Below are 20,669 nucleotides of genomic sequence, written 5' to 3' on the forward strand. Positions count from 1 at the left end.
GGATCGCATCTCAAGTTTTTGATTTGACGCGCATTTCCCGCAATGCGCTTTATCTGGAGAGGCTAAACATGAAGTATCGTCTGCCATTGCTCGCATCGGCATGTGCCGTTGCCCTCACGCTCAGCTTCGGCGCAGCCAAGGCTGAAGTTTCGCCGCTGGACCTTGTTCAGCCGATTGCTGACTACAAAGTCTATGTGCAGGAAAACCTCGACGTGCTGGTAAAGGACACCAAGGCTTTCACTGACGCGGTCAAAGCAGGCGATTTGGAAAAGGCCAAGGAGCTTTATCCTTCATCGCGCGTCTCCTACGAAAAGATCGAGCCGATTGCCGAGCTTTTCGCCGATCTTGACGCTTCGATCGACAGCCGCGCCGATGACCATGAAAACGGCGAGAAGTCGGAAGACTTTATCGGGTTCCATCGCATCGAGTATGGCCTGTTTGCGCAGAATTCAACCGAAGGACTCGCTCCGGTTGCCGACAAGCTCTACGCAGATGTTCTGGAACTCCAGAAGCGTGTAAAAGACCTCACCGTTCCGCCGGAAAAGGTTGTTGGCGGAGCTGCTGCCCTGCTTGAAGAAGTGGCTGCAACCAAGATTTCCGGTGAGGAAGATCGTTACAGCCACACCGATCTTTGGGATTTCAAGGCTAATGTCGATGGGGCTCAGAAGATCGTCGAGCTCTTCAAGCCTTTGCTGGAAAAGGAAAATCCGGACCTCGTGAAGAAGGTGGAAGCCAACTTCAAGACTGTCGACGACATTCTTGCAAAGTACAAGAAGGGTGACGGCTACGAATCCTACGACAAGCTGTCGGATGATGATCGCAAGGCGCTTGCTGGTCCTGTGACCACGCTTGCCGAAGATCTCTCTACCCTGCGCGGGACGCTCGGCCTGAATTAAAAAGCGAACACTGAAATGGCGGGGTAACCCGCCATTTTCATGCGCTCATGCGCAATTTGATTTCGGCATTGAGTAGAATGCGCTGCGTTTCTGGAAGCTCCAGTCGGTCATCCGTTGTTTCGCCCAGTGTTCGAAACAAGAGCTCAATCGCCAGCCGTCCGATTTCATTGTAATCCTGCGCCACTGTAGTGAGTGGCGGACACGTGTATTCTGACAGTGGATTATTGTCGTGGCCGGCGACACGAACGTCGCAATCCTTGAGCCTGCCAATCTTCAGACCGGCCTGCCAGAGTGCACTCGTTACGCCAAAGGCGATGCGATCATTGGAGCACAGAACAGTGCTTGTCGGCAGGCGTCCCTTTTCACGCAAAATGCGCGCTGTTTGCTCGAAGGCATAACGTTCGAAATCCCAGCTTCGGCTCTGTTCAAGGTCAATGATACGCGGCTCATAACCAAGCTTTTCCATGGCTTGTCGATACGCATCTTGCCGCTTGATTGCATTGTTGTTGACCATCGGCATGGAAAAATAACAAGGCTCGCTGCCCGAGCGGCACAGATAATCAACAATCAGATGGAAGGATTTGAGATTGTCGGTGCCGACAAAGGGTGAAGTGTTGTCGAGCGGAGAGTCGACATAGACAATTGGAACGTCTTCCGCGAGACGTGCCAGTGTCGAATGTTGCGACTCTTCGCCAAGCGGTGCGATGATGGCACCTGCGACATTGAGAGAACGCAGGGTTTCAATTGCCTGCTTTTCCAGCTCAGGCTTGCCATCGGATGACAGGACAATCGCAAGATAGCCGCGTTGCTCTGCGAGCGATTGCAATCGTTTCGTCATCGCCATGTAGAAATGATCGAGCTGGTTGGGGATAATTATACCCAGAATTGTCGTGCGACGTCGATTGAGGTTCACCGCGAAAAGATTGGGACGAAAGCCGGATTGCTTGATCGCCGCTTCAATCAGTTCACGGGTCTTGGGACGGACGGACGACGGATCGCTGAAATATTTCGACACTGTCGGGCGGGAAAGCCCAACAAACTCCGAAAAATCCTCCATGGTGCGTATTGTTTTGCGCACGTCTTTACGTCCTGTTCGTCAGTTGTCGCGGCCTAGGTACACACGACGATGCTGTTTTCTGCGAAGCCGCCGCATAAACTGGAGTGTGCTGATTTCTCGGGACAAAATCTGGTCCCGGTTGCCGCTTCTGTAACGATTTCAGGATGTTCCTCCAGCTCCGCTCGCCGTTGTATTCCTCCAGGCGAAGTCCCGTCAAACTGTCAAAGGCGGGGCAAAACGTCAAGCAGTCAAATGTGTTCGCAGAGAATGATGCGGTGAATATCCATATATGCTAAAACATCGGTTCGTGAATTTGGCAGGTGGAAATGTCCGCGACTTCGGCCCTTGGAACTGTTCACAAAAGCGGTCGTTTCTTCTCGCAACGCAAAATTGAAAACCGTGCTTGACAAGCTACGGAAGCTCACGCCATAAATTTTACATATGTAAGAATTTTGCTATGCATTCGTAAAGGAGGAGACGAAATGCGGACCAAGTCTTATGTTGCAGGGCTTATTGCGTCTGCTGCAAGTGTTGCAGTTATGGCCGGGGCTGCGTGGGCGGAAGAGCTCACCATCGCGACGGTCAATAATGGTGACATGATCATCATGCAGAAACTGTCGCCGGAGTGGGAAAAAGCGACCGGCAATAAAATCAACTGGGTTGTGCTTGAAGAAAACGTGCTGCGTCAGCGCGTCACGACCGATATCGCTACCAAGAGCGGCCAGTTCGATATCCTGACCATTGGTGGTTACGAGACGCCGATCTGGGGCAAGGCTGGCTGGCTTCTGTCGGTGGATGATCTTGGTGATGATTACGGCTATGACGATCTCATCAAGCCGGTTCGCGCCGGTCTGACGGTCGATGGCAAGCTTTACGCCGTGCCGTTCTATGCCGAAAGCTCGTTTACGCTCTATCGCAAGGACTTGTTTGACGCGGCGGGCCTCAAGATGCCCGATGCGCCAACCTATGCGGAAATCAAGGATTTCGCGACCAAGCTGACCGACAAGTCGAAAGAACAATATGGTCTCTGCCTGCGTGGAAAGCCGGGCTGGGGCGAAAACATGGCTTACCTCGGCACGCTGATCAATACGTTCGGTGGCAGGTGGTTCGATGAAAACTGGAAGCCGCAGATCAATTCGGACGAATGGAAGAAGGCGATTAACTTCTACGTCGATCTGATGAAGGAAGCGGGCCCTCCCGGAATTACGTCAAACGGCTTCAACGAAAATCAGGCCCTGTTCTCGACCGGCCATTGCGCCATGTGGATCGACGCCACTTCGGCTGCCGGACGCATCTATGATCCGAAGCAGAGCCAGGTTGCCGACAAGGTTGCCTTTACCAAGGCACCGGTCGAGGTGACGCCAAACGGTTCTTCATGGGCGTGGTCCTGGAACCTCGCAATTCCGGCATCGAGCAAGAAGGTGGAAGCCGCGAAGTCGTTCCTGAAATGGGCGACCTCGAAGGAATATGTCGAGCTCGTCGGCAAGTCCGAAGGCTGGGTTGCTGTTCCTCCGGGCACACGCCAGTCCACCTATGCCAACGAGGAGTACAAGAAGGCGGCTCCTTTTGCGGATACGGTGCTGAAAGCCATCGAATCTGCCGATCCGACTAAACCGACCAAGGACCCCGTTCCTTATACCGGCATCCAGTTCGTGGCCATTCCTGAGTTCCAGGCAATCGGTACGCTTGTCGGGCAGGCGGTTTCGTCGGCTGTTGCGGGTCAACAGAGCGTCGATGCAGCACTCGACGGCGCGCAGCGTCAGGTCGAACAGATCATGACGCAGTCCGGTTACATCAAGTAGCCGTGAGATAAAGGTCTGCCGCCTTCGGTAGGAGGAAGGCGGCAGACCTAATTTTCGTAGAGGTTCGCCACGGTGAATCCGAAACGGGAAGGGGAGGATAAGTCCGAATGCCAGCAAACCATGCGTTGGCCGCAGGCACAAAATCACGCTTTGCAGCAAAGTCTCGTCGCAGTGTCCGCACTGGACCTCTGCTCGCTCCAGCAGTCATTCTGCTTTTGCTGTGGATGATCGTTCCACTGGCGATGACCTTGTGGTTCTCGTTTCAGTATTACAATCTCATCAATCCATTCATTACTGGTTTTGCCGGTTTCTCGAACTATTCCTTCCTGTTATCTGATCCGACCTTATGGTCCGCAATCGCCAAGACACTGATCCTTGTCGTGTCGGTTCTCGTGATATCGGTCGTCCTAGGTGTGCTGTTTGCGGTCATCTTCGATCAGGATTTCTGGGGCAAGAATATAGCGCGGCTTCTGGTCATTGCGCCGTTCTTCGTCATGCCAACCGTTTCGGCGCTGATCTGGAAAAACCTGCTGATGCATCCGGTGAACGGGCTGTTCGCCTTCATTTCACGCAGTTTCGGATTGCCGGTCATCGACTGGTTCTCGCAGTTTCCAATGGCTTCCGTCATCATAATTGTGTCCTGGCAATGGGTGCCGTTTGCGACGCTGATCCTGATGACGGCGATGCAGTCTCTTGATAGGGAACAGATGGAGGCTGCGCGCCTAGACGGGGCCAAAGGCCCGGTAATGTTCTATTATATCGTGCTGCCGCATTTGCTGCGCCCGATCTCGGTCGTCATCATGATCGAGACGATCTTTCTGCTGTCGGTGTTTGCGGAAATTCTTGTTACCACTTCGGGTGGACCGGGTATCGCCACGACGACGCTGACCTATTTCATTTATCTGAAAGCGCTCCTGCAATGGGATATCGGCGGCGCTTCCGCAGCCGGCGTCATCGCCATCATCCTTGCCAACATCGTTGCCGCGTTCCTGATCCGGACTGTCGCACGAAATCTGGATAATTAGGAGGGCTGACCGATGGCTGCAAAACGCAAGATCAACAAGGCTGCCGTCTCTGCCGGGATCATTGGCTGGATCGTGGCGTTGCTGATGTTCTTCCCGATCCTCTGGATGCTGCTTGCTGCATTCAAGACGGAAATTGACGCGGTGGCACCACCAAAGCTGTTCTTCGAGCCAACGCTGGAGAATTTTGTCGCGGTCAACCAGCGTGCTGATTATTTCCGCTATGCCATGAACAGTGTCGTTGAAAGTCTGGGCGCGACTATTCTCTCGCTCATTATCGCGGTGCCCGCGGCTTATGCGGCAGCGTTCTTCCCCGGCAAGCGCACTAAAGACCTTCTTCTATGGATGCTGTCCACCAAGATGCTGCCTGCAGTCGGCGTGCTGGTGCCGATCTATCTTCTAGCACGTGACACCGGACTTCTTGATACACGCACCGGTCTCATCATCATCTTCACCCTGTCCAATCTGCCGATTGTGGTCTGGATGCTCTATTCCTTTTTCAAGGAAGTGCCCGGAGAAATCCTCGAAGCAAGCCGTATGGACGGTGCGAAAGTCGGCCAGCAGATACGCTATCTGCTTCTGCCGCTAAGCCTTCCTGGTATCGCGTCCACCGCACTTCTTTCGATCATCCTGTGTTGGAACGAAGCGTTCTGGAGCCTGAACCTGACAGCTTCGCAAGCAGGTCCGCTCACCGCATTCATAGCGTCCTTCTCGTCACCGGAAGGGTTGTTCTGGGCAAAACTCTCGGCAGCTTCCACGCTCGCCATAGCGCCAATACTTGTCTTCGGATGGGTTACGCAGCGCCAGCTGGTGCGCGGTCTCACTTTCGGCGCAGTGAAATAAAGGGAATGAAATGGCTACACTATCACTGAAAAACGCCACCAAGTCCTTCGGCAATATTGATGTCATCAAGGGCGTCGATCTCGACATTGCAGACCGCGAATTTGTAGTTTTCGTCGGGCCATCCGGTTCGGGAAAGTCAACGCTTCTGCGCATGATTGCTGGGCTTGAGGAAATTACCGGCGGTGACCTCACGATTGATGGTGAGCGTATCAACGATACGCCGCCGGATGAGCGTGGTCTTGCCATGGTTTTCCAGACCTATGCGCTCTATCCGCATATGAATGTGCGCGACAATATGGGTTTTGCGCTGAAACTAGCAGGCATTGCCAAAGCCGAACGCGATCGCAAGGTGGAAGAGGTTGCAAAAACGCTGCAGCTTGACCAGTTGCTTGACCGCAAGCCGAAGCAACTCTCTGGCGGCCAGCGTCAGCGTGTTGCCATTGGACGCGCAATGGTGCGCGAACCGAAGATTTTCCTGTTCGACGAACCGCTGTCCAATCTCGATGCCGCGCTCCGCGTGCAGATGCGTATTGAATTGGCGCGCCTGCACGACCGGCTCAATGCGACGATGATCTATGTCACGCATGATCAGGTGGAAGCGATGACGCTCGCACACAAGATCGTGGTTCTCCGCGACGGGAAGGTGGAGCAGGTAGGATCGCCACTGGAGCTTTATCATCATCCGGTGAATCGTTTTGTGGCTGGTTTTATCGGTTCACCGACCATGAACTTCATCGAAGTCAAAGCCAGTGCCGTCGATGCCGACGGGGTGACAGTTCAGCTTGCAAATGGACGTTCGGTCAAAGCGCCTGTCAAAAGCGAAGGCGTAAGCGCTGGGGCGCCGCTGGTTCTCGGCATTCGTCCGGAGCATCTTCATCCGGCAGCCGATGGTATCCTTGAAGGTGAGATCATGGTTGTCGAGCGCCTTGGTGGTGAGACCTATCTCTATGTGCAAAATGAAAGCGCAACCGGACTGATTGTTGCGGAAGCAGGCGGTGGCAGCGCAGCACGTGCACACGAAACGGCGAAACTGGGTTTTGACCCGACCGACGCGCATTTGTTTACACCCGATGGCAAGGCTTTGGAGCGCTTTGAACGGCATCCATTATTGCTGACGGAAAAGAAAACGCACCTGTGAGTGCAGGCTGCAATATCCCGGAGTATCCCCATGCGACTTAAAGACAAGGTGGCCCTCATCACTGGTGCTGCACGCGGTATCGGACTTGGCTTCGCTGAAGCCTATGCGCGCGAGGGCGCGAGGGTTATTATTGCCGATATTAATATTGAGCGGGCAGAGGAGGCCGCACGCGGCATCGGTTCATCGGTCAAGGCGGTAAAGCTTGACGTGACCGACCTCAGTCAGATTGACAAGGTTGTTGCAGAGATCGACGCGGAATATGGCGGCATCGATATTCTGGTCAACAATGCCGCGATCTTCGATATGGCCCCTATCAACGAACTGACCGAAGACAGTTATGAGCGTGTGCTCGACATCAACCTGAAGGGACCGCTTTTCATGATGAAGGCGGTTTCAAACGTAATGATCAAGCGCGGACGCGGCGGCAAGATCATCAATATGGCGAGCCAGGCCGGTCGCCGCGGCGAGGCGCTGGTGACCCTCTATTGCGCGTCTAAGGCCGCTATCATTTCCGCCACGCAGTCGGCTGCTTTGGCGCTCGTCAAGCATGGCATCAATGTCAATGCGATTGCACCGGGCGTGGTCGACGGCGAACATTGGGACGTGGTGGATGCGAATTTTGCCAAATGGGAAGGCTTGAAGCCCGGTGAGAAAAAAGCGGCGGTAGCGAAGTCCGTTCCAATCGGTCGGTTCGCGACGCCGGAAGATATTACCGGCATGGCCGTTTTCCTTGCATCATCTGATAGCGACTACATCCTCGCCCAGACCTTCGGCGTTGATGGGGGCAACTGGATGGCTTGAAACAGGGCCGGGACATACAATGAAAGCGATCTATTTTACAGGCCACGGCGAAGCCGGACTGACTGATCTGCCGGAGCCGGTATTACAGTCGGGACACGCCTTGATCGACGTCAGGGCGTCGGGTCTGTGTCACACCGACATAGATGTTTTGCATGGCCGCTATGGGTCCAGCGCATTTCCGCTGGTACCAGGGCATGAATATGCTGGCATTGTGGTCGCGGTGGCGGAAGACGTGACCAATGTGAAGGTGGGCGACCGCATTGCGGTCGATCCGAATATTCCCTGCGGTCATTGCCGTGCCTGCCTCAAGGGACTGACCAATCTGTGCTCGGACTTAAAGGCCTATGGGGTAACCCATAATGGTGGCTTTGCAGGCATGAGCCTTGTCGATGCCAGCCATCTCCATTCCATTGGCGATCTGCCTTTTGACGTAGCAGCACTCGCGGAACCACTTGCCTGTGTCCTCAACGGTCTTGGCGCAGCGGAACTGAAAATTGGCTCACAAGGTGCCGAAAATGCACTCGTCTTCGGTGCAGGCCCGATTGGCTTGTTGCTAGCCTTATCGTTGAAGGCGCAAGGCGTGCAACAGGTTGCCGTGGCTGACATCAACGAACACCGTCTGACTTTTGTCGAAAGTCTCGGCCTTGAGCCAGTCGTGTCGGGCTCGGAAATGCTGGATAAGCGTAAGCGCAGTTTCGATTTCGTTGCCGATGCAACCGGCATTGCCAAGGTCGTTGAAAGCATGGTCAGCTTCACGGCCGACGGCGGTACGGTTCTGGTGTTTGGCGTTTGCGCACCGGATGCACGGATTTCAGTCACGCCTTTCGAAATTTTCCGTCGTCAGATTCGAATTGCAGGGTCACATTCGCTGAACCGCAACATTCCGCAGGCCCTGGAAATACTCAAACAGGACAAGGGCGAAATGGCACGCCTCGTTTCGCACCGGTTACCGCTCAGCGAAATGCTGCCGTTCTTCACCAAGCACGGTGGCGATCCTGCTACGATGAAGGTCCAGTTCGTACCCGATTGAATTGAAGGAAATCGTCATGACCAAATTGTCGCGTGCAACGCTCCAGAGCTTCGACAAGGTACACAAACCCGGCTACGACCCAACCGGGTTGAAACCGGGCATCGTGCATTTCGGTGTTGGCAATTTTCATCGTGCCCATCAGGCTGTCTATCTGGACGATCTGTTCGGAATGGGTGAGGGGCATGACTGGGCGCTGGTTGGCGCTGGTGTGCGTGGCAGTGATGATGCCATGCGGGACACGCTCAAGGCGCAAGACTGGCTTACCACAGTTGTCGAACAGGAAGCCGATTATGCGGAGGCAAGGGTTACCGCTTCCATGATCGATTATGTAACCATATCGACCGAAGAAGGGCGAAAGGCTTTGATGGCCTATCTCACATCGCCCTCTATTCGCATTGTTTCCATGACGATCACCGAAGGTGGTTATTATATCGATCCGGCCAGCCAGACCTTTGATCCTGCTCATCCTGATATTGTGGCAGATGCCACTCATCCGGACCAGCCAAAGACCGTGTTCGGCTTAATCGTGCAGGCACTGAAACTGCGCAAGACGGCGGGTGTTCAACCTTTCACCGTCATGTCGTGCGATAACATTCCGGGCAACGGGCATGTGACGGAAGATGCCGTGACGGGACTGGCCAAATTGAGTGATGCGACTTTTGCCGACTGGATTTCTGCCAATGTAGCTTTTCCAAATTCCATGGTGGATCGCATCACGCCGGCCACCGGTGCACGCGAGCGTGAAATCGCTGCGAAGGATTTCGGGGTTGAAGACGGCTGGCCGGTTTTCTGCGAAGTTTTCAAGCAGTGGGTGATGGAGGACAATTTCCCCACCGGGCGTCCTGCATTGGAAAAAGTAGGTGTCACATTTACCGATCAGGTTGCCGCTTATGAACTGATGAAAATCCGCATTCTGAACGGCGGTCATGCAGCCATTGCCTATCCGGGTGGACTGCTCGACATTCACTTCGTGCATGAGGCGATGGAGCATCCGCTGATCCGGCGCTATCTGGAAAAGCTCACCAAGGATGAGATCATTCCAGAGGTGCCGCCCGTACCGGATACCAATCTCGAAGACTATCGCATCCTCATCGACGAACGCTTCGCCAATCCAAGCATCGGCGATACGATCCGCCGCCTTTGCCTTGATGGCTCCAACCGTCAGCCGAAGTTCATTCTGCCCACTGCTTCTGATCGTGTGGCAGAAGGCAAGTCTGTGACAGGACTGGCGCTTGTTTCCGCATTCTGGTGCCGTTACTGCTATGGCACGACCGATAGCGGCACGGTTATTGAGCCGAACGATCCGTCATGGGACCGCCTGACAAAGCAGGCGGCTCTTGCAAAAAGCAATCCGGCGGCATGGCTTGCGATGGATGATATCTTCGGCTCGCTCGCTTCAAATCCAGCTTATGTGGCGGCTTTTTCATCCGCACTTCTGCGCATCTGGCAGGATGGGACTGTCAAAGCGCTCGAACGTTATCTGGCAGGTGAGCCGCTATAACTGAAAATTACAATGCGCCCGGATAGACCCTTACCGGGCGGTTGTCCTTGACCGACTCCATCACCACAAATGTCGATGTGCTTGCGACATTGGGCAGGCTCGATATCTTTTCGCCTAGCACCTCGCGGTAACGCCGGATGTTGGGCGTTCGCACCTTCAGAAGATAGTCGAAAGAGCTTGCGATCATATGGCATTCTTCGACTTCACGTATCTTGCGCACGGCCGTGTTGAACGCCTCAAGCGCGGCTTCGCGTGTGTCGGAAAGCTTGACCGTCGTGAAGGCGATATGATCGAGACCGAGTTTCTCAGGGTCGATGGCCGCACGAAAGCCGACAATATAGCCTTCATCGACCAGTCGTTTCAGCCTTGCCTGGCATGGTGTCTTGGAAAGACCGACCTTTTTCGAGAGTTCCGTGACAGGAATGCGTCCGTCTTCGCTCAATACTTCCAGAATACGCCGATCGAATTGGTCCAGATCGTCTACAGAATCTATCTTTCGCATTCTTCTAGCCTACTTTAGAGCCTATAATAAGATCGATAATCCTTTATATGGAGCAAATGAAGGCAGAATGCAATTTGCACAAATGATAGTGTGCGCCCACTTAAAGCAGAGCTAAACTGGGCAAAGACGCTCGGGGCTGTTTTCATTTGTGAGCATTGCACCATGACCGACACCATACCCGCTCCTATCAATCCGGTTTTCCAGAATTTTGCGCCGCCGATCCGCGAGCAAAGCGCACTGAGGCAGGCGATTACCGCCGCTTATCGCCGGCCGGAAGCTGAATGCGTTTCCGCGCTGGCTGCACAGGCCGCCTTGCCGGAAGAAACAGCCAAGCAAGTCCGTTCCACGGCTCGCAAGCTGATTGAAGCGCTGCGCGCCAAGCACAAGGGTACAGGCGTCGAAGGCTTGGTGCATGAATATTCGCTGTCGAGCCAGGAAGGCGTGGCGCTCATGTGCCTTGCCGAAGCCCTTCTGCGTATTCCGGACATGGCGACGCGTGATGCTTTGATCCGTGACAAGATTTCGAATGGCGACTGGAAATCTCATATCGGTGGTGGTCGTTCGCTCTTCGTCAATGCTGCAACCTGGGGACTTGTCGTTACCGGCAAGCTGACCAACACGGTCAATGATCGCGGCCTGTCAGCTGCCCTGACACGTTTGATCGCTCGTTGCGGCGAGCCTGTCATTCGTCGCGGTGTAGACATGGCCATGCGGATGATGGGCGAACAGTTTGTCACCGGCGAAACCATCGATGAAGCTTTGAAGCGCGCCAAGCCGCTGGAAGAACGCGGCTTCCGCTATTCCTACGATATGCTGGGTGAGGCCGCGACCACCGCTGCCGACGCCGAGCGTTACTACAAGGATTACGAAACCGCCATTCATGCCATTGGTCGTGCTTCCGCCGGTCGTGGCATTTATGACGGCCCTGGCATTTCCATCAAGTTGTCCGCTTTGCATCCACGCTATGTCCGTGCGCAAAGCGAACGCGTCATGGGGGAGTTGCTGCCGAAGGTGAAGGCGCTGGCCGCTATCGCCAAGTCCTACAATATCGGTCTCAACATCGATGCCGAGGAGGCAGACCGTCTGGAACTGTCGCTTGATCTGTTGCAGAGCCTGATCGAAGATCCGGATCTGGCAGATTGGGAAGGCATCGGCTTCGTGGTGCAGGCCTACGGCAAGCGTTGCCCGTTCGTGCTCGATTTCATCATCGACATGGCCCGTCAGAACAAGCGCCGCGTCATGGTTCGTCTGGTAAAGGGCGCCTATTGGGACGCCGAAATCAAGCGCGCACAGGTTGACGGTCTGGAAGACTTCCCGGTTTTTACCCGCAAGGTACATACCGACGTTTCCTACATTGCATGCGCACGCAAGCTCCTTGCGGCGACAGATGCCGTTTTCCCGCAATTTGCAACGCATAATGCGCAGACGCTGGCCACCATCTATCATTTGGCTGGTCCGGATTTCAAAACCGGAAAGTTCGAGTTCCAGTGCCTGCATGGTATGGGTGAACCGCTTTATGACGAAGTTGTCGGTGCCGAAAAGCTCGGCCGTCCGGCCCGCATCTATGCGCCGGTCGGCACACATGAAACGCTTCTGGCCTACCTTGTTCGCCGACTTCTCGAAAACGGTGCGAACTCGTCTTTCGTCAATCGCATCGGCGATGAAAGTGTCTCCGTCGATGAGCTGATCGCCGATCCGGTTGATGTCGTTCGCTCAATGGCTGTCGTCGGAGCACGCCATGACCAGATTGCCCTGCCGGAAAATCTCTATGGCGCTCGCAAGAACTCTGACGGTTTCGACCTGTCGAACGAAGTCACGCTCGCTGAACTCAGCAAGATTCTGAAAGACAGCGCTGACCGCGTGTGGACATCGGAACCTCAGCTTGCCGGAACCAAGGTAAAGGGCACCAGCCGCTCGGTTCTCAATCCCGGTGACCGGAACGATGTTGTCGGTACGGTGACGGAGATCGCCGAAGAAGATGTGGCGAAAGCCATGAAGGCGGCACAGAAGGCAACGGCAAGTTGGTCTGCGGTTGCGCCAGCCGAACGTGCGGCTTGTCTTGAGCGCGCAGCGGATATCATGCAGCGTGATATGCCGGTTCTGCTCGGCCTCATCATGCGCGAAGCCGGCAAATCCATGCCGAACGCGATTGCTGAAGTGCGCGAAGCCATCGATTTCCTGCGTTATTATGCAGAGCAGACCCGTCGTACGCTGGGCGTCGGCCACAAAGCGCTTGGACCTATCGTCTGCATCAGCCCGTGGAACTTCCCGCTGGCGATCTTTACCGGTCAGATCGCAGCCGCACTCGTTGCAGGCAATCCCGTGCTGGCAAAGCCTGCCGAAGAAACGCCGCTGATTGCAGCACAGGGTGTTCGCATCCTGCACGAGGCTGGCATTCCAGCGGATGCGCTGCAACTTCTGCCGGGGGATGGCCGCATTGGGGCCGCGCTGGTTGCTGCGGAAGAGACTTGCGGCGTGATGTTCACCGGTTCGACCGAAGTGGCGCGCCTCATTCAGGCTCAGCTTGCCTCGCGCCTGTTGCCGAACGGCAAGCCAATTCCGCTGATTGCCGAGACCGGTGGTCAGAATGCAATGATCGTGGATTCGTCCGCTTTGGCCGAGCAGGTCGTGTTCGACGTGATTGCATCGGCATTCGACAGTGCGGGTCAGCGTTGTTCGGCGCTCCGCGTTCTCTGCCTGCAGGAAGATGTCGCAGATCGTATCCTGACAATGCTGAAGGGCGCGCTCAGGGAACTTTCCATCGGTCGCACCGACAAGCTGAAGGTGGACATTGGGCCGGTTATCACCGATGAAGCCAAGAACATCATCGAAAAGCACGTTCAGGGTATGCGCGATCTCGGTCGCAAGGTTGAGCAGCTTCCGCTCGGTCCTGAAACCCAGAATGGAACTTTCGTTGCACCGACCATTGTCGAGATCAATTCGCTTCGCGATCTGAAGCGGGAAGTCTTTGGCCCGGTTCTGCATGTCGTGCGCTACAAGCGCGATGATATGGAGCGCCTGATCGATGATATCAATGCGACCGGCTACGGGCTTACTTTCGGCCTGCATACGCGTCTCGATGAGACCATCGCCAATGTTGCGGATCGTATCCGTGTCGGAAACGTCTATATCAACCGCAATGTTATTGGCGCGATTGTCGGCGTGCAGCCATTCGGCGGACGCGGCATGTCCGGCACTGGTCCAAAGGCAGGTGGTCCGCTCTATCTCGGACGTCTGGTGGAAACAGCTCCAATCCCGCCGCGTCATAGCTCGGTTCACACTGATCCAGCGCTCAAGGATTTTGCGAAATGGCTTGGCCAACGCGGCATGAACGATCTGGCTCAGGCTGCGCGCGACACCGGTAGCGCTTCGGCTCTCGGTCTTGACCTTGAATTGCCGGGTCCTGTTGGCGAGCGCAATCTTTATGCGCTGCATCCGCGTGGAAATATCCTGCTGGTTCCGCAAACGGAAGCAGGCCTTTATCGCCAGATGACGGCTGCCCTCGCTACGGGCAATACTGTGTATGTCGACGAGGCTTCAGATTTGCGGAATGTCCTGAAAGATGTTCCAGCTTCAGTCGCAGCGCGCACGATCTGGACGAATAACTGGGAATCCGACGCACCGTTCGCTGGAGCGTTGGTTGAAGGGAACGCTGAACGCATTGTCGAGATCAACAAGAAGCTTGCAACGCTTCCCGGACCGTTGGTTCTGACGCAAGCCGCTTCCACGGAAGAACTGGCAAACAACCCGGATGCCTATTGTCTCAACTGGTTGCTGGAAGAAGTTTCGACTTCGATCAACACCACAGCGGCTGGTGGCAATGCCAGCTTGATGGCAATCGGCTGATCTCCTGACAGGCAATAACTAAAAGGCGGCTTTCGGCCGCCTTTTTCTTTTATCGATACAAGTTTGCATGGCTGTGCAAATGATAGTCAAAAACAGAATGATTGAATTATTTTTTGTAATTTCAGAATAAAATTTACAAAGGCATTGACAGGCTTTCATAAAAGGCAAACACTGTGCACACGCTTGCAAAAGCGTCGGCGTGGAGGCGCCGTATAAAGGGAGGAAAACAATGCGTTCGGCATTTCTGGTTGCGGCGCTGGCCGCAGGTGTATCTTCATTTGCTTTTTCTGCGCAGGCCGCAGGCAATCTCAATCTTATCTGTTCCGCGGACGTGGTCATCTGTGAGCAGATGAAGAACATGTTCGAGAAGGATACGGGCATCAAGGTCAACATGGTGCGGCTTTCCTCCGGTGAAACCTATGCCAAGGTGCGGGCCGAAGCGCGCAATCCGAAGACGGATATCTGGTGGGCTGGTACCGGTGACCCCCATTTGCAGGCTGCAGCCGAGGGGCTGACGCTCGAATACAAATCGCCGATGCTAGACCAGTTGAATGATTGGGCCAAGAAACAGGCCGAAAGCTCCGGCTTCCGCACGGTTGGCGTTTATGCCGGTGCGCTTGGTTGGGGTTACAACACCGATATTCTTGCCAAGAAGAACCTGAAAGAGCCGAAATGCTGGGCCGATCTGCTTGATGCGTCCTATAAGGGCGAAATCCAGATGGCCAATCCGAATTCTTCCGGTACCGCCTACACGGCACTGGCAACGCTTGTTCAGATCATGGGTGAAGACAAAGCCTATGATTATCTGAAGAAGCTCAACGAAAATGTATCGCAGTACACCAAGTCGGGCTCGGCTCCCGTCAAGTCGGCTGCGCGTGGTGAAACTGGCATCGGCATCGTCTTCATGCATGATGCAGTATCGATGACGGCAGAAGGTTTCCCGGTCAAGTCAGTCGCACCGTGTGAAGGCACAGGCTACGAAATCGGTTCCATGTCGATCATCAAGGGCGCCAAGAATCTCGAGAATGCGAAGAAGTGGTACGACTGGGCGCTGACCGCCGAAGTGCAGTCGCACATGAAAGATGCGAAATCCTTCCAGTTGCCTTCGAACAAATCAGCCGAGGTTCCAAAGGAATCCCCGCGCTTCGAGGACATCAAGCTCATTGATTATGACTTCAAGACCTATGGCGAACCCGCCAAGCGCAAGGAACTGCTCGAGCGCTGGGATAAGGAAATCGGTGCACACGCCAACTGATCTTTCATTGGCTTGAAATCCGGGTGCGCCGCTCTTGTTGTGCGACGCACCCGGATGACGGAACAAGGCAGCGGTTTTCCTGAAATATGCAGGAGCCGGCGCACCTGGAGCATTTCCAGTTTAAATTGAATCATTGGAAATGCTCCATCTCTTTGTTTCTACGCATTATCCTGCGCAAAACCGCTTCGCACTTTTGCTGGAAATGCTCTAGCCATTCCTTGGAAATCCCCGATCTGGAGGGACGCGGACATCCATGAAACAGCATAATCGCAGACTGGATATCGTTCTGGCACTTGCACTCGCGGCATTTGTCTTGTTGCCGTGGTATCGCATAGAAGACGGCTTTCTGAGCTTCGGCTGGCTCGCTGGAATGTTCGGTGATGGTGCAACGGCACCCGGCCTTTGGCAGGTAGCCTTATTCGGACGGCCTTGGCTTGGCGCTGTTGCTGTATTCATGCTGCTTTGTGCCGGTGCCCGCTTGCTATTGCCTGTTGAACGTCGGAGCGGTGTTCTGATATGGGCGAGCCTTCTTGGTGTACTTTTCCTGGCGCTGCAAGGCTTGGCCATCGGTTTTTCCGGCTGGAACTGGACCATCAGTGAAAATCTGTTCGGCGCACTTTCTGACGGCCAGCCGGCATTCGGCGCTGGAGCAATCCTAACAGGTCTCTGCTTTCTGCTGATTTTCTCGTTTGGTCTCGCAGAACGCGGCGTCATGAAGGGGGACGCTTTTGTCGTCTCTTCCATTACACTGCTGGTTGCATTGGTGGCTGTATTCGTCTTCTATCCTGTTATCAGCATGTTTGCCGGGTCGGTGCAGGATTTCGACGGTTCTTTCAAACCTGAGGGGTTTATCGGCAATATTCAGGATTCCTCGATCTGGAGTCTGGCCTGCGTTATCGGTGAGGGGCGGTGCGGCGTTGCATGGCGCACGTTATGGTTGGCTCTGATGACTGCGACTGGTTCTACAGTGCTGGGGCTTGCTTTTGCACTGGTTGCGACCCGCACAGGCTTCCCTTTCAAGAAAGGCTTACGGCTTCTCACCATATTACCGATCATCACGCCGCCCTTCGTTGTCGGTCTTGCATTGACGCTGCTTTTTGGCCGCGCAGGCGTAGTGACGGAACAGATTTCCAATATATTCGGCGTGGAACCAGGCCGGTGGCTTTATGGTCTCACTGGCATATGGATCGCACAGGTCCTGTCTTTCACCCCGATTTCCTTCCTCGTACTTATCGGTGTTGTCGAGGGTGTGTCACCGTCGATGGAAGAAGCATCTCAAACTCTGCGCGCTGATCGCTGGCGTACGTTTCGCAGGGTTTCTCTGCCACTGATGGCACCGGGGCTTGCCAATGCGTTTCTCATTGCTTTCATCGAAAGTATGGCGGATTTCGGCAATCCGATGGTGCTCGGAGGCAGCAATGGGGTGCTTTCGACCGAAATATTCTTTGCCGTGGTTGGTGCGCAGAACGATCCATCGCGCGCGGCAGTTCTCGCAATCGTGCTGCTCTGCTTTACATTGACTGCGTTTCTTATCCAGCGCGTCTGGCTCTCAGGCAAGAACTTCGCAACTGTGACCGGCAAAGGCGATTCCGGTATGCATGCCGGGCTGCCACGCGGCCTAAAGATCGGCGTTTATGCCCTTGTCATTCCTTGGATGATTTTCACTGTCGTTGTTTACGCGATGATCCTTATTGGCGGCTTCGTGCGTCAGTGGGGGCTCGACAATACATTGACAGTCGAGCACTACGCGCGGGCGTTTTCCGTCAATTGGGCAGAGAGTGGAATTGCGTGGACCGGTGTGGCATGGAATTCGTTCTGGACGACGATGGAAATCTCGCTGATTTCGGCTCCGCTGACTGCTGCTGTCGGGTTGCTAACGGCCTATCTGATCGTTCGCCAGCGTTTTGTTGGACGAAACGTCTTCGAATTCGCCTTGATGCTGAGCTTCGCAATTCCCGGCACCGTTATCGGTGTCAGCTACATCATGGCTTTCAATCTGCCACCGCTTGAAATGACTGGCACGGCGCTGATCCTGATTGCATGTTTCGTCTTCCGCAACATGCCAGTGGGTGTACGTGGCGGCATCGCAGCAATGAGCCAGCTCGACAAGAGCCTCGACGAAGCCTCGCTGACGTTGCGGGCAAACAGCTTCCGCACGATCCGCAAAGTCATTCTGCCACTGCTGCGTCCCGCAATCACAGCTGCATTGGTCTATTCCTTCGTGCGTGCCATCACGTCCATCAGCGCGGTTATTTTCCTCGTTTCGGCGCAATACAACATGGCGACATCCTACATTGTCGGTCTGGTCGAAAACGGTGAATTCGGCGTGGCTATTGCTTATTCATCGATGCTGATTGTCGTGATGATCGTGGTCATTACAGGCTTCCAGCTCCTCGTGGGTGAACGCAAACTCAGGCGCGAGAACCGCGTTGCGGCTGTCCCCCCCGTCAAAACCGTTCGTCAGGAGAAAACCGCATGACTGCGATCCGTCCCGGCTCCGTTACATTTGAAAATGTCACCAAGAAATTCGGTAATTTTACCGCCTTGCCCGATCTGTCCCTGACCGTCGAGCCGGGAACTCTGGTGACGCTCCTTGGACCATCCGGTTGCGGCAAGACGACGACATTGCGGCTGCTGGCTGGGCTTGAACATCCGACTTCGGGTCGCATTCTGATCGGTGGCAAGGACGTGACCAATCTGCCAGCCAATGAGCGGGATGTGTCCATGGTCTTCCAGTCCTATGCGCTCTTTCCGCATATGAACTCGCTCGACAACGTGGCCTACGGCTTGGAATCTTCAGGTTTGAAAAAAGCGGAAGCGCGCGAACGTGCGGAAGACGGGCTGAAGCTCGTCGGTCTTGCAGGAATGGGGCATCGCCTTCCGGCAGAACTGTCGGGTGGCCAGCAACAGCGCGTGGCCGTAGCGCGCGCGCTTGTGCTTGAACCGCAGGTTCTGCTTCTGGACGAGCCGCTTTCGAACCTCGACGCTCGCCTGCGCCGTCGGGTAAGGACCGAAATTCGTGAGTTGCAACAAAGGCTCGGGTTCACTGCCGTCTATGTCACGCATGATCAGGACGAGGCGCTTGCCGTTTCCGATACGATCATCGTCATGAAGGAGGGCAATATCGCACAGAAGGGAAGCCCTCGTGATCTCTATGAAACACCGGCCTCAGCCTTTATCGCAGATTTCATGGGAGAGGCGAATGTTGTGCCGTGTGAGGTGATGACGGCAGATGGGGGCGAAGCTGTCATTCGTGTGGGCAGCCTGACCCACCGGGTTACCGCGCGCAACGCTCGACCAGGTCCGGCGCAGCTTGCGATCCGGCCCAACGCAGTGACCTTGCAGCCAAAGACTGGCGGCGGATTTCCCGGACGTGTCACCCATTCGGCCTATCTTGGCGATCATATCGAGTATGAAATCGAAACCGAGCACGGCAAGCTTTTCATTGTCGATCCGGCGGTCGAGGAGGCTCTGCCGCCGCAAACCGATGTATCGATCGAGTTCAAAATGCGCGGACTTGCCATTATCAATCAATAGGCGCAAAAACGTCGCGCCTTTCTTTATCTCTCATCGGAAAATCATCATGACTTCCCATCCCCGACAGGAACTAGAAGCGCGGCTGGCGCTTGCCGAAAAGATCGCGCGCGAGGCGGGCGCCAAGGCCCTCGACTATTTCAAGCAGCGTGAAACACTGGTTATCGAAACCAAGCGCGATCCGCAGGATGTGGTGTCGATTGCCGACAGGGACGTTGAACAGCTTATCCGTGCCCGTGTGTCGGAAGCGTTTTCTCAGGATGGTTTTCTGGGAGAGGAATACGGGTTGAATGAAGGCACTTCGGGTTACACATGGGTTGTGGATCCTATTGATGGCACCAGTCCTTTCGTCAACGGTATGCCGAACTGGTGTGTTTCCATTGCCGTTCTGAAAGACGGCGAGCCCGTCATTGGCGTAATCCAGGCGCCGTGCTTCGACGAACTCTATGCTTCGGCAAAAGGCTTGGGTGCAACACTTGATGGAAAGAAGCTGGTCCTCGATCCGAGCCGCACGATCCGTAATTCGGTGACGGGTATCGGCGCCAACAACTACGTAACACCACAGGTTGTTGCAAAAATCGTAGAAGACCTGCTTGAGGCGGGCGGAACCTTTATCCGTAATGGTTCAGGCGCACTGATGATCGCTTATGTCGCGGCTGGCAGGCTGGTCGGATATTATGAGCCTTATATGCATGCTTGGGATTGCATGGCGGGCTTCTGTCTCGTGCGTGAGGCGGGAGGTTATGTGCATCCTTTTCCGGTAGACGGAGAACAGCTCACCAAAGGCAACAAGGTTTTCGTGGCTGCACCCGGTGCGGTGGAAGATCTGAGAAAAATCGCGCGTTTAAGCCCGAGATAAGCAAGGAGAGGACAGAAACAAAGAACGCCCAATTTCCTAAACTGTTTGTTTCGGTTTAGCCGAGAGGCCCTGATAACGTACTCGTGAATGTGTTTTATTTAACTAATGCAGGCCGCAATAATATGCTGGCATAGTGTTTCATTTGAAGGAAGGAAGCCTATGTCGGCAAACGGATGGACAGCTGCATATCAACCGATCATGCTCAGTATTTTACGTATCGTGGCAGCTCTTGTACTCTTCAGTTATGGTACGGAGAAGATACTTGGCTTTCCTTCAGGCCGTTCGCCAGCAATGTTCTCATTGTCGTGGACCGCGGGTGTCCTTGAGCTTGTTTTGGGCTTCACGCTGCTAATCGGTCTTTTCAGCCGGTTTTCTGCCTTCATTCTCTCGGGCTTGATGGCATGCGCCTATTTCATTGGTCATGCATCCCAAAGCTTTTTCCCAGGCCAGAATGGCGGTGTTGCTGCAATCCTGTTCTGCTTCATTTTTCTTTATCTGTTTATTGCCGGACCTGGCCCCCTGAGCATCGATGCATCGCGGGCGAACAATACGCTGCCAGCCAGCCGATAGGGACGAACGACAG

The 20,669-nt window shown here is 54.7% G+C and carries 16 protein-coding genes; 14 read left to right on the plus strand and 2 right to left on the minus strand.

Annotated elements, in window-relative coordinates:
- Positions 1-68 precede the first annotated feature (68 nt).
- Positions 69-896 carry an iron uptake system protein EfeO gene (gene efeO, locus KWJ32_RS01870; protein ID WP_010659042.1) on the plus strand — a complete coding sequence of 276 codons (828 nt, stop codon included), beginning with the start codon at positions 69-71 and terminating at the stop codon, positions 894-896.
- 37 nt (positions 897-933) lie between these two features.
- On the opposite strand, the gene KWJ32_RS01875 is transcribed toward efeO, so the two are convergent.
- A complete protein-coding gene (locus KWJ32_RS01875; protein ID WP_029927075.1) occupies positions 934-1,953 on the minus strand; it encodes a LacI family DNA-binding transcriptional regulator in 1,020 nt (339 codons plus the stop codon).
- A gap of 482 nt (positions 1,954-2,435) precedes the next feature.
- Between KWJ32_RS01875 and KWJ32_RS01880 the strand changes: the two genes are divergently transcribed.
- The 7 genes from KWJ32_RS01880 to KWJ32_RS01910 all read left to right on the plus strand — a co-directional run bounded on the left by KWJ32_RS01880 (position 2,436) and on the right by KWJ32_RS01910 (position 10,090).
- Positions 2,436-3,755, plus strand: a complete 1,320-nt coding sequence (locus tag KWJ32_RS01880) for a sugar ABC transporter substrate-binding protein (RefSeq protein ID WP_012093209.1) — start codon at positions 2,436-2,438, stop codon at positions 3,753-3,755.
- A 107-nt stretch (positions 3,756-3,862) separates the two neighbouring features.
- Positions 3,863-4,780 (plus strand): sugar ABC transporter permease, encoded by a 918-nt coding sequence (locus tag KWJ32_RS01885; RefSeq protein ID WP_012093208.1) that lies wholly within the window; start codon positions 3,863-3,865, stop codon positions 4,778-4,780.
- A 12-nt stretch (positions 4,781-4,792) separates the two neighbouring features.
- Positions 4,793-5,620 carry a carbohydrate ABC transporter permease gene (locus tag KWJ32_RS01890; RefSeq protein ID WP_010659038.1) on the plus strand — a complete coding sequence of 276 codons (828 nt, stop codon included), beginning with the start codon at positions 4,793-4,795 and terminating at the stop codon, positions 5,618-5,620.
- Positions 5,621-5,630: 10 nt separating this feature from the next.
- Positions 5,631-6,758, plus strand: a complete 1,128-nt coding sequence (ugpC, locus tag KWJ32_RS01895; RefSeq protein WP_012093207.1) for a sn-glycerol-3-phosphate ABC transporter ATP-binding protein UgpC — start codon at positions 5,631-5,633, stop codon at positions 6,756-6,758.
- A gap of 30 nt (positions 6,759-6,788) precedes the next feature.
- Positions 6,789-7,559 (plus strand): L-iditol 2-dehydrogenase, encoded by a 771-nt coding sequence (locus tag KWJ32_RS01900; RefSeq protein WP_012093206.1) that lies wholly within the window; start codon positions 6,789-6,791, stop codon positions 7,557-7,559.
- A gap of 19 nt (positions 7,560-7,578) precedes the next feature.
- On the plus strand, positions 7,579-8,589 hold the full coding sequence (locus tag KWJ32_RS01905; protein WP_012093205.1) for a zinc-dependent alcohol dehydrogenase family protein: 1,011 nt from the start codon (positions 7,579-7,581) through the stop codon (positions 8,587-8,589).
- Positions 8,590-8,605: 16 nt separating this feature from the next.
- Entirely contained in the window at positions 8,606-10,090 is a 1,485-nt protein-coding gene (locus tag KWJ32_RS01910) for a mannitol dehydrogenase family protein (RefSeq protein ID WP_012093204.1), read from the plus strand.
- A gap of 7 nt (positions 10,091-10,097) precedes the next feature.
- Here KWJ32_RS01910 and KWJ32_RS01915 read toward each other — a convergent pair whose 3' ends face one another.
- Positions 10,098-10,592: an Lrp/AsnC ligand binding domain-containing protein gene (locus tag KWJ32_RS01915; protein WP_010659033.1), complete on the minus strand. Its 495-nt coding sequence runs from the start codon at positions 10,590-10,592 to the stop codon at positions 10,098-10,100.
- A 162-nt stretch (positions 10,593-10,754) separates the two neighbouring features.
- Between KWJ32_RS01915 and putA the strand changes: the two genes are divergently transcribed.
- The 6 genes from putA to KWJ32_RS01945 all read left to right on the plus strand — a co-directional run bounded on the left by putA (position 10,755) and on the right by KWJ32_RS01945 (position 20,656).
- Positions 10,755-14,438: a trifunctional transcriptional regulator/proline dehydrogenase/L-glutamate gamma-semialdehyde dehydrogenase gene (gene putA / locus KWJ32_RS01920; protein WP_151609486.1), complete on the plus strand. Its 3,684-nt coding sequence runs from the start codon at positions 10,755-10,757 to the stop codon at positions 14,436-14,438.
- Between the two features lie 229 nt (positions 14,439-14,667).
- Complete coding sequence (locus tag KWJ32_RS01925; RefSeq protein WP_040128265.1) at positions 14,668-15,693, plus strand: ABC transporter substrate-binding protein; 1,026 nt, start codon at positions 14,668-14,670, stop codon at positions 15,691-15,693.
- 253 nt (positions 15,694-15,946) lie between these two features.
- Positions 15,947-18,172 (plus strand): iron ABC transporter permease, encoded by a 2,226-nt coding sequence (locus KWJ32_RS01930; protein ID WP_012093202.1) that lies wholly within the window; start codon positions 15,947-15,949, stop codon positions 18,170-18,172.
- Positions 18,169-19,230 carry an ABC transporter ATP-binding protein gene (locus KWJ32_RS01935; protein WP_012093201.1) on the plus strand — a complete coding sequence of 354 codons (1,062 nt, stop codon included), beginning with the start codon at positions 18,169-18,171 and terminating at the stop codon, positions 19,228-19,230. Before KWJ32_RS01930 ends, KWJ32_RS01935 begins: the two co-directional genes overlap by 4 nt.
- A 46-nt stretch (positions 19,231-19,276) precedes the next feature.
- The gene (locus tag KWJ32_RS01940; RefSeq protein ID WP_012093200.1) at positions 19,277-20,086 is read left to right on the plus strand and encodes an inositol monophosphatase family protein; all 810 of its coding nucleotides are present in this window, start codon (positions 19,277-19,279) and stop codon (positions 20,084-20,086) included.
- 159 nt (positions 20,087-20,245) lie between these two features.
- Positions 20,246-20,656 carry a DoxX family protein gene (locus tag KWJ32_RS01945; protein WP_012093199.1) on the plus strand — a complete coding sequence of 137 codons (411 nt, stop codon included), beginning with the start codon at positions 20,246-20,248 and terminating at the stop codon, positions 20,654-20,656.
- Positions 20,657-20,669 lie beyond the last annotated feature (13 nt).

Source organism: Ochrobactrum sp. BTU2 (assembly GCF_024539785.1).
In the GTDB taxonomy this organism is placed as follows: Bacteria; Pseudomonadota; Alphaproteobacteria; order Rhizobiales; family Rhizobiaceae; genus Brucella; species Brucella anthropi.